This window comes from Bacillus cereus (assembly GCF_002564555.1).
Classification (GTDB): Bacteria; Bacillota; Bacilli; order Bacillales; family Bacillaceae_G; genus Bacillus_A; species Bacillus_A cereus_K.
This window is the reverse complement of record NZ_NUVD01000024.1, coordinates 284,337-297,360: the sequence shown is the minus strand read 5'-3', so window position 1 is coordinate 297,360 and position 13,024 is coordinate 284,337. Positions and strand designations below refer to the sequence as shown.

Here is a 13,024-nt window from a genome sequence, read left to right as displayed (position 1 = left end):
TTTCTCATTTTAACAGACTTTCATACAAATGATAAGAATTCTCACTCGTATATAAAAAAAATACCTTCCGCCATCGCAGAAGGTATTTTTTTATGATGCTTGCTTTCCTTTATCAGCGTCATCTACATACCAAATGAATTTGCCTGTATATCCGTAAATAACTGCCAGAATTAATGAAACGAAGCTTAACCACATAAACGGAACATATGAGAACGTTGCCACACCTAAAATACCAGCCATAAAAATACCATTATCCGACCACGGAACCATACCAGAAGTTAACGTTCCACCTACTTCTGAGTTACGCGCTAATACACGGCGGTCTATTTTTAATTTATCATAGCTATCTTCCATAATCTTCGGTGTTAAAATAAGTGATACATACATCGCACAACCAAATACATTCGCTAAAAACGCAACGATTAAAGTAGATAACGTTACATTACCTGCAGAATTTAATTTCTTCTCAAATTTTGATACGATTACTTTTAGAACACCTAGCTTTTCAAGTAGTCCACCAAAACCTAAGCCGAAAATAATAACGGCCACTGAACCAAGCATACCGTTAATTCCACCACGATTTAATAACTTATCGACAAACTCAACGCCAGATTGAATTGAGAATCCGTTATATGCTGTTCCAATTGCCTCTCCAAAGTGCATTCCTTGGAAAAGAGTTGCCCAAATTGCACCAATTAAAGCTCCCATAGCAATTGTCGGCATAGAAGGCTTCTTCATTGCTAATAGTGCAATGACAATTACTGCTGGAACTAGCATCCATATTTTAATATCAAAGTGTTTTAATAAAGATTCTTTTAAAAACTCTACTCGATTTAAATCTACATTATCTCCGCCATACATCCAGCCAGCTACAGTAAACATAATGCCGGTGATAATATACGCTGGAACGTCTAATACAAGCATAGCTCGAACGTGAGCAATTACGTCTACTTTCGCCATAGAGGCTGCAAGAACTGTGCTATCAGAAAGTGGCGATAATTTATCTCCGAAATAAGCTCCTGAAAGAACTGCACCAGCAACAAGTGGTAATGGCAATCCAAGCCCTTCACCAATTGCCATCATAGCAATACCGGCTGTTCCTACTGTTCCCCAAGATGTTCCTGTCGCGATAGAAGTTATCGAACAAATAATTAACGTTGCCAATAAGAATATGCTAGGGTGAATGAATTCTAATCCGTAATAGATTAATGTTGGTACTACCCCACCAGCAATCCATGTTCCAATTAAAGCACCTACTGCAACTAAAATAAGTATTGCTTCTAATCCGTTAGAAATCCCTTTCGTAATTGCATCTTGCAATTCTTGATAACGAAATCCTAATCTTAACCCAAGCGCAATTACTAAAAACCATGAAATAAACAGCGCTAATTGAATTGGGAGATCAAAAATCGTTTGGAAGGAAAAGACAACAGCAAGAAATAGTAATAATAGAATTATGATTTCTGGCATCGATGGTAATCTTACACTTTTCATTTTTTCTCTCCTTACAGATCGATAACATGATGTATGTCGTCTTACATGTATGTAGTATACAATCAGCAAAGACAAAACAAAATTTTCACATTATTTCGATTTATTTTTCCAGTATAATATATTTACAACCCTTTCTATTGTAAAAGTAGATGCTACTTTTCGCAATGGAAAATAAAAAAAATGTTGGATTTTTATTCTTTAAAAAGAACCATCAAATAAACAAACCAAAAATCCTGCTAGCATATTACGACCAACCCTTCTACAATATTTTACCATGCATAAAATAATTTCTATGAAATAATAAAGCTGGTTACACTTTTGTGTAACCAGCTTCTTCCTTAATAATCTATATAGCTATGCCTGAACATCCGCATAATCTTCCATATCTTCGTACTCTTTTTCCAATTCCTCTAAAGACAGCTCGTATAATTGTCGGTCGCGAACTTTAAACACACCAGCTCCAATTAACTCATCAATTAAATACCTCTTACGATTTTCAACAGCAAAACGGAGTTGACTACTCATCTTTTAAAAAAACTCCTTTCTACGATCATTGAAAATGATAATCTTTATCAATTACCACTTTTGATTATAAAAGATGATTCTTAATAAGTAAAGTAATCTTATGAAATATTTACCTTACAAAGTATTCGTGGCCACATTATATATATGTATGCCCTGCGAAAAATGTTATGACACTTTTTCTAATCCTTTTTCTTTCATACTTTGCAAGTTGTCTCGCTATGATTAAATTCACCGTCTATTTCTACTTGAATGGTGACATGTTCTACATGAAACTTCTCCTTTAATACATCCGTAGCTTCTTTTAATACACTTTGCGTTTCATTACCTTTTATAATCAGGTGGCAAGTTAATACTTGAAAATCCGATGTGACAGACCATATGTGCAAATCATGAACTTCTTTTACAATCCCAATCGTTAATAATGTATTTTTCACCTCATCCATATCTATGTGCTGCGGTGCACCTTCCATTAATATATGGACTGTATCACGTGTTACACGCCACCCACTAATAATGACTAAAATAGACACAAGAATACTAGCAATTGCGTCTGCAGCAGTCCATCCGAAAAATTTAATAAATAGCGCTGCAATAATCGCTCCAACTGACCCTAATAGATCGCCTAGTACGTGTAAGAAAGCACTTCTTAAATTCAAATTACCTTTCACATCTCCGCCTCTCATTAATATCCAAGCTGATAAAATATTAATAAGCAAACCAAGTACAGCAATAATAAGCATCCCATTACTAGCAATCTCAACTGGTTTTTTAAAACGACGAATTGCTTCAATAAAAATGTATATAGAAATGACGATAAGAACGCCCCCGTTACATAATGCCGCTAACATTTCGACGCGCTTATACCCATATGTTTTTGCAGCCGTCGCTGCTTTTTCTCCAAGCTTAAACGCAAGTAAACTTAAGCTAAGGATACTGCATCACTTAACATATGCCCCGCGTCAGATAATAGTGCTAAACTATTTGTTACAAATCCGCCAATAACTTCAGCAATCATAAAGCTGGTTGTTAGTAAGAATGCAATTAGTAACGCCTTTTTATTTTTAGAATGACCGTGATCATGTGAATGTCCCATACTTTTACTCCTTTAAGTGTAATATCTGTATGTTAGTATGAAACAAACTCCCCATTTTTATCCCGAATTGACTGCCCGTAAACGCCCGCTTCCTCTGTATACACACTTCGCTTCTTTTGAAGCAATTCCTTTTTCTCAAATAAAAACAAGACTACTTCTTTTTTATTTTCATATTGTTTACTAATGAAAGAAATTTTAAGGAGGCTACTAAAATGAAACGTTTATTTCTCTGTATGGAGCGTGAACTTGTTGTAGTAAAAGAACAAGATGGTAACTGCGAAACGACTTATCACTTACAAAATATGCAACCTACCTGTATTGTCGTTGATCCGTTCCAACCTAATCGTGTCTATTGCGGAACATTTGGACGAGGTTTATGGTTAAGCGATGATGGTGGGGATTCATGGAGACCAATTGGAGATTCTTATCGTTATTTTGATTTTCCGAAAGAAGATGGTATTTTACATTCTTCGATCACTTCTATTACGATAAGCCCTAATGAACAAGTTAACGGATATGGCGTCGTTTATGTCGGCACAGAACCTAGTGCTTTATTCCGTTCAGAAAATGGTGGTGAAACGTGGAATGAACTTAAAAATATGAAATCACTATTATCTTCCTATACGTGGGCTTTCCCGCCTAGACCTTTTACCCATCACGTACGCTGGATTACAGTTGATCCAAACAACCCAAATACACTCCACGTTTCAATCGAAGCTGGTGCTGTTATTCAAAGTAACGATAAAGGACATACATGGATTGATAAAAAATTCGGTGCTCCTATTGATGCTCATCAATTACTTATGCACCCTGAAGCCCCCGATCGTCTTTATGCATCATGTGGAGACGGATTTATGGGCGGACCTGATCGTGCATATCTTGAAAGTTATAACAGTGGAAACAGCTGGATATCATGCAGTGAAGGACTTGAACATCATTATTTATACAGCATGGCCATCGATCCAGCTGATTGTAATACGATTCTCGTTTCTGCCGCACCGAGTGCTGATCTCGCTCATCACCGTATTCCTTATGAATCTTATATTTATCGAAAAACGAGAGACACTCCTTTCCAGCAAGTACAACAAGGACTACCCTCTGCAATTGGTACAGTCATTTCGATGTTTGCTACAAATCCAGCTGAGCCACATACGTTTTACACTTTAAATAACAACGGCGTGTTTCAATCCAGTGATAGCGGCGAATCGTGGGAGCAACTAAACATTCCTTGGAAAGATGAGTATAAAATACAGCATCCACATGCTTTACTTGTTACTAGTTCTTAACAAAAAGCGACTGCCTAATTATTTATTTTAGGCAGTCGCTTGTCTTTATTTTTTTAAATCAATGACAATATCATCTAGAACAATATCTTTACTCTTCGCTTCTTTTTTCGGCACTTCTATTTTCTTCTCTTTCCCATTCACATACTCCACCCCACCATGATTTTCAGGTGTATGAACTCGCAAGTGCACGTGAGGTGTGACAATAAGCTTTGTTGCATTTCCGTTCAGTTTTTGGAATGTAGCACTCCAACTACTTTTATGTGGCTCTGCTACTGTACTACTTCCGCCATTTCCTTCACCAGCATAATGATTTCCTAAATCATCTTTTATTTCTAATTCCACATCCGCACTATCCCATATACTTCTTAATGCCTTAGATTCTTCCTGATTATAAAAAACAATAAATGACATCGGAGTTACTTCCATTTTTTCTATATTTACTTTTATGCCTTCTTTTTCAGAAACCCCATTAACCTTTGCTTCCTTACTATCCATTGCTTTTAAACTAAGTGCGAAGTTCCAGTTCCCTTTTATTGATTTTTTTTCCTCATGCATATCAATTGATTCCATATTCCACCTAACATTTGCAACGTCCATTCTTTTACTACCGTGATCACTTGCTGTAGTCATACCTACATATTTTTTATCCCCTACTTTCGTAATTTTAGAACTTCCTCCCGAACCATTAGACCCTTCCACCTGTGGAAAACCAAATATACTCGGGTTCTCTCCTAAATCTTTATCACTCTCAATAGAATATGTGATTGTAATTGTTCTACCATCGAACACAGCATCATTAATTGTAACCTTAACTCCATTACTCTCCCTCGTCATATTCAACTCAGTCGAAAACTCTTTATAATTTTCATATAACCCTGTTCTACCATTATCTAAAAATCGGAATATATCCCCTACTATTGGTAGTCCTCCAGCGTATGTAGGAAATCCGATGCCAAGCATGGCAACTGATACTCCTACTAAAATAGATGCAGCAGCGACACTTTTTTTCCAAGTTTTCATCTTTTTCTTCGTACGTATCGATTGTTTTAAGTTACGTTTCACTTTTTCTTTTTCAATTTCCGAAGTCTCAATTTCCTCAAGTTCTTTTTCATCTATATCAATATCATTTAATAGCTCATAAATGTCTTTCATATTGCACTACCTCCAAAACTAATATTCGTAGCATTTTGTTGTAGTTTCTTTTTCCCCCGGTACACACGATTATCTATCGCTGCTCGAGTTAACCCTAATTTCTCTCCTATTTCCTCTGTCTTCATGCCGAGGAGATATTTCATAATGAATACTTTTTGATCTAACGGTTCTAATTGATTAATAAGTTTCAATAATTCTTCTCTATCTTCCATAACGATTAATTCATCTTCTACCGATTTTTCCGTACTTATATGAAACTCATCTGAAATAATTTCTACTTTATTAGTCGCTTTTCGGTAATAATCAATTGCTTTAAACTTTGCAATCGCTGCAATCCATTTTTTAAAATCAGTCGGCTCTCCATGAAATTTATTTGCGTTATTCCAAATGGAAAGAAATATATCATTTATGCATTCCTCTATGAGTCCATCATTTTGAACTGGAAGAAGAACTTTATGCGTTATCCCCTTTATGAGCGGTAAGTATGTATCAACAACAAATTCTAGCGCATCTTCTTTTTGTCGCTGTAATCTTTTTATAAAATTTTTCTCATTTGATTTCATGTAGCGATTCCCCTTATTTTTTTGTAAAAGCTTTTACACTCTATATAACGTCCAGAAAAAAATTTTCTCTCATCTTTTTATTATTTTTTTGTATGTAATGGAATACTTTCCCTTAGCCATTGTCTCATATAACTTTGCATTCGAAGAAAACTTTCTCAAGTCTGCAATTTAATTCATGTAGTACACTATTTATGTGATCACTCTTTAACTTAGTGTGCATTTTATTTCATTACAGGATTAGCTTTTCACCACAAATTCCAAGTCTATGATCTAGGTGGTGCTATAGCGACATTCGCCGCATTTATGGATACTAAAAATAGGATTAAAAATAAAAATTATGTTTCAACTTTTAGACAGGGAAGTAAGACATTTATTTTCGTTTGTTTTGTTAGTTCTTAAATCGAATTGCAACTACATTCTTCGTAATTAAAAGGTACAAAATAAAAAGAGTACCTGTCATTAGGTACCCTTCAAAAAATAAGTATGGCGCTCCAAGTTTCATCTCATATGATAACTCGTCCCACGAATTCATCATATGCTTGTCTTATTAGAATGTTCACTGGTTTAATGTGTAATTTCTATGTAACAAAGAAAAAAGCACCCATTATGGATGCTTTTTTTGTATTTAATCCTTCTTCTCTTTTACCACCAAAGAGAATACATTGTCCAAATTAACCATACAATCTCCAAATCTGAAGAATCTAGATTCTCTTGCTTGTATAGAATTTTCTATAGCAGAAACTGTTACTGTCTTTTTATACTCAATTTCAAATTCATGTTGTTTACCATCGACTGCTTCTATGCTTATTATAAATTTTTTCATTTACTTATTCTCCACCTCTCCCAATCTATCTATTCGACGGAAAAGAAGAAAATCCTACAAAACAAAAAGTCATCACCGAAGTGACAGCTTTCAAAATGGTTAAAGACGTATCATATTCATATTGTTTAACAAAAAGGAGTTCAAGGACAAAAATCCTTGAACTCCCTTTTATTTATTCATTCGCGCATTGTTTATTTTCAGTATCAATTGACCATCCAATAATCGTGGCACAATCTCTCCCTTTCCACTGCAGTACATTTGTTAATACTGGCTCAATTTGTAAGCTATTTCCGTCGTGTAATATTTCTACTAAAGATTGATCATCATCAAACCTTCGTTTATCACACTCTAAAATACCGTCCGTCGCCATTACAATGTGATTTGTTCCTTTTTCTAATCCCCTTACACCTGACGTAAAACAAGGTGTATTTGCTGCAAAAATATTTTTTCTGCCAATATACTCGTAATTCTTCCGCTTATTTAATCGTCCTTTTCCATTTTTCGTTTGCTCTGAATGGAATAAATACGCGAAACAATCACCAACTGATAACCAATATAGAAATTCACCTTTTCGTAAACAAATTAAGCATGCAAGCTCCTCATCATCTTGATCACATTTTTCAATAAACAACTCATCTGTAAATAACGCTAATAAGTACATATGTGTATGATGAAAAGCTAAATGTATTGGGTATGAAAATAACTCTTGTAGTTTCTCTTTTCTTTCTGAAATTGCTTCTATTATATAATGTATATTTTTCGTTTTGTGATGTGTATCAAAAATCATAACAAATTCAAATTCAGGATCCCACCAAGCAAGCACCGCATCTCCTCTTTCATATGCATCACTCTCTTGATTTCCCCCGTATACGCCGACTGAAAGAGGACCACATTTTTCAACATGTATTTCATCTACATACATCTGTTCATGACTAATCCATTTAAATGTATTCACAGCTATCATCCTCTCTCTTGCTATATGTATACCTTTACACATAGATTACCTTATATTTCAATAAAAATAAACTTTTTCAACATTTTTTATCCAAATAAAAGGATTTTATTTCTAAATCAGCGAATACATCTTATTATACGATATAAAAAATAGGGGGATTTATCATTATGAAAAACATTAATCAACATTGGGAGAGCATTTATTATCACTTACGATATGAATATGAGGACAATCTTTCCCACCAAGCAATTCGTATTTTACAAATCGTTTCCCGTGAGAAAGATATAACAATTGGAAAAGTCGCTACTGAGCTTAGCCTATCTCATAACACAGCGTCTGAACACGTAAAACGCCTTATTCAAAAGGGCGTCATCGTTAAAGAAAGAAATAAACAAGATGAAAGAGTTGTCAACCTTACATTAACGGAAAAAGGAATTGAGGTATTAGAAAAGCATACTTTACTAGATAAAGAAAAGATAAAAATATTAGAATCACAGTTATCAAAAGAACAACAACAACTACTCGAAAAAGCCTTTTCGTTATTAGCGAAGGAGGCAAAATATGCATTTCCTCGTTAAAGTACTCGTTTCTGCACTTATTATCGGCGTTATTACTGAAGTCGCTAAACATTATAGTACGATAGGCGGTTTTATTGCCGCCCTTCCTCTTGTAAGTCTACTTAGTCTATTTTGGATTTCTTTCGAAGGTGGGAATAAACAGGAGTTGAGTCAATTTGCTATAGGCGTATTATATGGATTTCCTGCATCAGCACTACTATTATTTATCGTCTATATCGGTTTAAAAAATTCATTTTCACTTAGTACATCTGTCCTATTCGGTATAGGTGTTTGGTGTATCGTTTTTGCTTGTCAAAAATCATTTCAAGCCTAGGGGGAATTACGATTTATACATTTGTAGAGATATTAGGGCAGAATTTAGAAGTATATATAAAAGGAAATAGTAAACAAACTGTAGTCATTCAAACCGGAATGACTTGCTCATTTTATGATTGGCTTCCTATTATGGAACAGCTTTCAAGACACTTTACGGTCGTTTCTTATCATCGCCCAGGTTATGGAAAAAGCGAGTTGGGAATTCATCCGCGTACAACAATACAAGTAACAAAAGAACTACATATGTTACTACAGAAACTGGCTATTCACGAGCCAATCATTCTAATTGGTCATTCCTACGGCGGTTTATGTGCACAACATTTTGCGATGTTACATGAAGATAGGCTGCAAGCACTTATTTTAGTTGATTCTACATCTATGAACTTACACCGATTAGATGAGCTTTATTTACCGGTTTCTGATCAAACTGATTCGGATGATATGTGGATTCAAAAATATAATACATACTCCAAAATGGATGTAGACACACTTTATAATGAACTAAAGCCTATGCTCGTCAATCACTCAAAACATTGTATAGAATTTTCCACATCCCCTTCATTATATAAAGCGACAGCTTCTGAACTATCGGAGTGGAAAAACTGTGCTCGCTCAATAAAAGAATTATATAAAACAGTAGAAATACCATTTATCATTATCGGCAGAGATCCTCAATATTCTATTACTCAATTGATTGAGGGCGGCATGCCAAAAGAGGAAGCAACACGACTTGAAGCTATGTGGCAAGAACTGATTCGTGAACAATTACATCTATCAATAAACAGCCAATATATTCTTGCCGAACATGCTGGCCACGGAATAGAAAACGATCGACCAGATATTATTATTGAAGCTACTCGCTCCTTACAAATAAAGTGAAACTTTAATCAGTGGGGGCCATCCCCACCGATTATGAGTCTTACTGCCCGCAAATAGCGGGATTAAAAAAGGAAGCAACTAAAGCTGCTTCCTTACTTATCTATTCATAATCTTCTTCGTCATCTTCTTCATAATACGAATTCTCATTGCTTACATAAATAGGACCATTCGCAACATCAATACGTAGTACCCACGCCCATGGCACAGCTAAACGTTTATGTAATGCGCGCCAAAAGTTCATTGATTTTCTTTCGTACTCCTGAAAGTCCTGAAGTAACTCTTTATAGGAGGAACCGTCTAACTGAATATTTGCTTCTAACAAACGAGAATGGGCATAGTACTGTAACTCTAGTTCAGCAGCAATTTCCATTTCTTCTTCCGTTGCCATACCAATAATTGCTCCATCTGCTGGTGCAATTTCATATACGTTGTGAACTTCAATAAGCCCTTCTTTCTCTTTCTCAAACATGTAAACAGCCTCCTTTAACACATATTTTTTATGTTACAAAGCTATACTTCTACAATAACTTCCCTCTTTCCTCTTTTTTTGATAAACTTTTACAAAATATTTATTCGATTACCTATAGACTCTATTCTTTCAGCAGAAATGAAACGATTATTATTGAAAGTTAATTTATACACGTCAGGCATATGAAGGGTTTTCCAAAACTGAAAATCATATTTCGAATTTAAATAATGCATTAGTAATACCATAATATTCCCATGAGTACCTATTACAATATTCTTATCTTTATGTTTTTCTAATATATTTTGCAAACATAATACAGCTCGCTTTTGTGCTACATCATTCGACTCTCCGCCTTCATATGCAAAAGTCCAATCTTCCCACACATTCCGCATAGCATCATTAAAATCTGCTACTGGTTCTTTACTTAATAACCTTTCCCTTAAATTTTCTTCTATTTGTATTGATAAATTATATGTATTCGCAATTCCTTGCACAGTTTGAATCGCTCTTTTATACGGACTAGAAATCACAATATCAATATGTTTATCTTTTAATAAGCGCGTTACATTCTCTGCATCCATGTACCCCTTTTCAGATAAGGGACGTTCCCGTTCTTCTTTTGTATATGTAGAGTGTGCATGGCGAACGAAATATATTGTAGTCATGATTCAACTCCCTTTCTTATTTGTAATCTATATTCAATGGGAGTATTAAGATATCCTGTACATAATGACAAAAGAGCGCTTTTTTCATAAGCACTCTTTTGTTTATACAATAAAATTATTCCGTTCTAATTTCTTCCTGAATTCCTCACTTGCTAAAATATCACGAATAAAATAATCTATGTTATTTCTAAGTCTTTGATATGCAACTTGATCTTCTATATCATTAAACATAATTACTCTATTTCACACGAAGTTATTTGTCCATTTAACGTAACTACTATACTCGATCCATTCGTCTACTTATCATTTTTAGAACGATTTAATGTGGGTGGTCCAATTACAACTGAGTCGTTTACTACGAGGAGAATGCTTCATTTCTTTCTTTTTTTCTCTTACAGCTTGAAAATAATCAGGGGTAGGATCTTTTTGATAATTACGTGTATTTGATTTGATACGAGAGACATAGTAAGCCTTTTTATCTTGTATATGTTGAATTTTTTGCTCCAGAACCATAAAGAATGCATTCAAGCTTAAAAACTGTAATAAATAAAAGAGTACCCGTTTGTTAAACATATATTTAAGCAATCGGTACTCTTGTTATGTTTGTTTTAATTAAATTCAAAGGAAAAAATATTAAACAGCTTGCAAAGGCTTCTTTTCAAGTTGGATAGATTTTCTAAAGTCTTCAGCTTCAGCTAACTTTGTAAATTCAACCGTCTTATTGTGGTTTTTCTTCACAACATTTTCTATTTCAGCCAACTCAACCCGGAAGAATTCTTTTCTTGTATTTACCTTGTTTACTCGTTGATCGGCAAATGCTTGATGAAGGGCACTTTCCAAAGCAGGAGCATCTTCACTAAAGATCATTCCATGTACATCAAACGTAAATGGAACCGATGCATCACCCAATTCTTTCACACGATCCATAGGTTCTAAACGACGAGTCATACCGATTTTAAATACATTTTCACCAAATGAACCTATATTTGAAATGATATACACGTAACCGGCACGCGTGTTTTGTACTCTGTACAATACATCTTCTTTATTTTTCCGCGTATGCTCCAGCTGTGCTTCCAATTCTTTAAGCTTCTCAATTAATTTAGCTTGTTGGTTTTCAGTTGTTTCAGTCATTTGCAATTTTAACTTTTCAACTGCTTGCTCGAAGTGCTTTTCTTCTTTTTCCACTTTCTCTTTTGCTTTTTCTAACTCTTTTAAGGCTTTGGCTTCTTCTCTCATGCGTTCTTTTATCTCAAGCTGCTCTTCTTTTTCTTCCTGTTTCATTTGTTCAAATGAATACTTTAAGTACAACTCTTCGATTTTTAAATTTAAATAACCTAGCGTAATTGATACCTGTTGCATATCAGTGAGTTTGTTCAATTCATCAAAAATCTTTTTAATCCTTTGCTCACTTGCTTCCAGGTTAGAGTATTTTACTTTTGTAATGATATTGTCGCATTCATTATTGAATGCTCTCAAGGTAAGTTTAATTGTATCAAGTATGAATTCCTTACCTTTCTTTCTATCATCTCCAATTGTCCAGTCCAAGCGATGCAATGTAGCTTCTCTATCCTTAACCATTTTCTTTTGTTTTTGTCGGATCTCATTCAATTTGCTTTTGAATGCCTCTGACGTTTCAAAACCATACTTCGGATTTACAAATCCAAATGATTGCATAAGCATGTCCTCTTTTAGAAGGATAACTTCTCTTTGCAAACTATCAATCTCTTGAATAATTGCTTGCTTATTGGATGTGAATCCTGCAATCTCCTCGCTCAATTTTTGTTTAGATTCAGTTAGATTTACAAGTAATTGAACATCCCCAATTCGTTTTGCAAGGGCATCCTTTTCTTTATTCATATTATCAATTTGAGAGGAAAGGCTATTTCTCACTTCGATTAGGTCTGTAATAGGCTTGAAAGTTTCAAGATCCGCTAGAACTTCTTGTTTAGTTAATGTTATCTTTTGCAACTCTTCACTAAGACTGGCTATTTGCTCTTTAACATTTACCACTTTATCAAACCCATTCTCTGCCCAAACTTTTTGTACTTTCTTCATTTCCTTATTTCGGTTAATGATAAGGATGATTGCGATGATAGGGGGTATGATGAGGAACCATAAAGCAAATAAAATTCCAGTTATCCATGGTGAATGCAGAAATTTTTCTTTATACATAGTTTTTTTTTCCTTTATTTACTTTTCTATATTTATATTATAAACTCCCTAA

13 protein-coding genes and 2 pseudogenes are annotated in these 13,024 nt (G+C 34.6%); 4 read left to right on the top strand and 11 right to left on the bottom strand.

Features of this window, described 5'->3' with window-relative positions; translation table 11 throughout:
* Window positions 1–90 precede the first annotated feature (90 nt).
* The 3 genes and pseudogenes from nhaC to COI75_RS16095 form a co-directional block, all read right to left on the bottom strand.
* Entirely contained in the window at window positions 91–1,494 is a 1,404-nt protein-coding gene (gene nhaC, locus COI75_RS16105; protein WP_000843998.1) for a Na+/H+ antiporter NhaC, read from the bottom strand.
* A 354-nt stretch (window positions 1,495–1,848) separates the two neighbouring features.
* A complete protein-coding gene (fbpA, locus tag COI75_RS16100; protein ID WP_000098312.1) occupies window positions 1,849–2,019 on the bottom strand; it encodes a Fur-regulated basic protein FbpA in 171 nt (56 codons plus the stop codon).
* 194 nt (window positions 2,020–2,213) lie between these two features.
* Window positions 2,214–3,112, bottom strand: a pseudogene (locus tag COI75_RS16095) (cation diffusion facilitator family transporter).
* A gap of 212 nt (window positions 3,113–3,324) precedes the next feature.
* Between COI75_RS16095 and COI75_RS16090 the strand changes: the two are divergent.
* Window positions 3,325–4,398 (top strand): WD40/YVTN/BNR-like repeat-containing protein, encoded by a 1,074-nt coding sequence (locus COI75_RS16090; RefSeq protein WP_098380419.1) that lies wholly within the window; start codon window positions 3,325–3,327, stop codon window positions 4,396–4,398.
* A gap of 45 nt (window positions 4,399–4,443) precedes the next feature.
* On the opposite strand, the gene COI75_RS16085 is transcribed toward COI75_RS16090, so the two are convergent.
* From COI75_RS16085 to COI75_RS16070, 4 genes are all read right to left on the bottom strand, one after another.
* The gene (locus COI75_RS16085; protein WP_098380418.1) at window positions 4,444–5,550 is read right to left on the bottom strand and encodes a DUF4179 domain-containing protein; all 1,107 of its coding nucleotides are present in this window, start codon (window positions 5,548–5,550) and stop codon (window positions 4,444–4,446) included.
* Window positions 5,547–6,113 (bottom strand): sigma-70 family RNA polymerase sigma factor, encoded by a 567-nt coding sequence (locus COI75_RS16080; protein ID WP_098380417.1) that lies wholly within the window; start codon window positions 6,111–6,113, stop codon window positions 5,547–5,549. The genes COI75_RS16085 and COI75_RS16080 overlap by 4 nt, the downstream gene beginning before the upstream one ends.
* 625 nt (window positions 6,114–6,738) lie before the next feature.
* Window positions 6,739–6,936 (bottom strand): hypothetical protein, encoded by a 198-nt coding sequence (locus COI75_RS16075; protein WP_000713480.1) that lies wholly within the window; start codon window positions 6,934–6,936, stop codon window positions 6,739–6,741.
* 172 nt (window positions 6,937–7,108) lie between these two features.
* Complete coding sequence (locus COI75_RS16070) at window positions 7,109–7,933, bottom strand: protein phosphatase 2C domain-containing protein (RefSeq protein WP_098380416.1); 825 nt, start codon at window positions 7,931–7,933, stop codon at window positions 7,109–7,111.
* A 125-nt stretch (window positions 7,934–8,058) separates the two neighbouring features.
* Here COI75_RS16070 and COI75_RS16065 point away from each other — a divergent pair, with 125 nt between their 5' ends.
* From COI75_RS16065 to COI75_RS16055, 3 genes are read left to right on the top strand one after another with little or no spacing between them, the layout of a single operon-like run.
* On the top strand, window positions 8,059–8,469 hold the full coding sequence (locus COI75_RS16065; protein WP_098380415.1) for a MarR family winged helix-turn-helix transcriptional regulator: 411 nt from the start codon (window positions 8,059–8,061) through the stop codon (window positions 8,467–8,469).
* On the top strand, window positions 8,453–8,782 hold the full coding sequence (locus COI75_RS16060) for a DUF3147 family protein (RefSeq protein ID WP_098380414.1): 330 nt from the start codon (window positions 8,453–8,455) through the stop codon (window positions 8,780–8,782). Before COI75_RS16065 ends, COI75_RS16060 begins: the two co-directional genes overlap by 17 nt.
* A complete protein-coding gene (locus COI75_RS16055; RefSeq protein WP_141530712.1) occupies window positions 8,743–9,663 on the top strand; it encodes an alpha/beta fold hydrolase in 921 nt (306 codons plus the stop codon). The genes COI75_RS16060 and COI75_RS16055 overlap by 40 nt, the downstream gene beginning before the upstream one ends.
* Before the next feature lie 100 nt (window positions 9,664–9,763).
* Here COI75_RS16055 and COI75_RS16050 read toward each other — a convergent pair whose 3' ends face one another.
* The 4 genes and pseudogenes from COI75_RS16050 to COI75_RS16035 form a co-directional block, all read right to left on the bottom strand.
* A complete protein-coding gene (locus COI75_RS16050; protein ID WP_098380412.1) occupies window positions 9,764–10,132 on the bottom strand; it encodes a hypothetical protein in 369 nt (122 codons plus the stop codon).
* Window positions 10,133–10,221: 89 nt separating this feature from the next.
* Window positions 10,222–10,797 (bottom strand): histidine phosphatase family protein, encoded by a 576-nt coding sequence (locus COI75_RS16045; protein ID WP_098380411.1) that lies wholly within the window; start codon window positions 10,795–10,797, stop codon window positions 10,222–10,224.
* 233 nt (window positions 10,798–11,030) lie between these two features.
* A pseudogene (locus COI75_RS27335) lies at window positions 11,031–11,153 on the bottom strand (cupin domain-containing protein); the annotation flags it as partial.
* A 277-nt stretch (window positions 11,154–11,430) separates the two neighbouring features.
* On the bottom strand, window positions 11,431–12,972 hold the full coding sequence (locus tag COI75_RS16035) for a DUF4041 domain-containing protein (protein WP_218006715.1): 1,542 nt from the start codon (window positions 12,970–12,972) through the stop codon (window positions 11,431–11,433).
* Window positions 12,973–13,024 lie beyond the last annotated feature (52 nt).

What these genes read in the sequence shown, in the direction of transcription:
- nhaC (WP_000843998.1), bottom strand. Translation starts at nt 1,494, where the DNA reads ATGAAAAGTGTAAGATTACCATCGATGCCAGAAATCATAATTCTATTA.
- fbpA (WP_000098312.1), bottom strand. Translation starts at nt 2,019, where the DNA reads ATGAGTAGTCAACTCCGTTTTGCTGTTGAAAATCGTAAGAGGTATTTA.
- COI75_RS16090 (WP_098380419.1), top strand. Translation starts at nt 3,325, where the DNA reads ATGAAACGTTTATTTCTCTGTATGGAGCGTGAACTTGTTGTAGTAAAA.
- COI75_RS16085 (WP_098380418.1), bottom strand. Translation starts at nt 5,550, where the DNA reads ATGAAAGACATTTATGAGCTATTAAATGATATTGATATAGATGAAAAA.
- COI75_RS16080 (WP_098380417.1), bottom strand. Translation starts at nt 6,113, where the DNA reads ATGAAATCAAATGAGAAAAATTTTATAAAAAGATTACAGCGACAAAAA.
- COI75_RS16075 (WP_000713480.1), bottom strand. Translation starts at nt 6,936, where the DNA reads ATGAAAAAATTTATAATAAGCATAGAAGCAGTCGATGGTAAACAACAT.
- COI75_RS16070 (WP_098380416.1), bottom strand. Translation starts at nt 7,933, where the DNA reads ATGTGTAAAGGTATACATATAGCAAGAGAGAGGATGATAGCTGTGAAT.
- COI75_RS16065 (WP_098380415.1), top strand. Translation starts at nt 8,059, where the DNA reads ATGAAAAACATTAATCAACATTGGGAGAGCATTTATTATCACTTACGA.
- COI75_RS16060 (WP_098380414.1), top strand. Translation starts at nt 8,453, where the DNA reads ATGCATTTCCTCGTTAAAGTACTCGTTTCTGCACTTATTATCGGCGTT.
- COI75_RS16050 (WP_098380412.1), bottom strand. Translation starts at nt 10,132, where the DNA reads ATGTTTGAGAAAGAGAAAGAAGGGCTTATTGAAGTTCACAACGTATAT.
- COI75_RS16045 (WP_098380411.1), bottom strand. Translation starts at nt 10,797, where the DNA reads ATGACTACAATATATTTCGTTCGCCATGCACACTCTACATATACAAAA.
- COI75_RS16035 (WP_218006715.1), bottom strand. Translation starts at nt 12,972, where the DNA reads ATGTATAAAGAAAAATTTCTGCATTCACCATGGATAACTGGAATTTTA.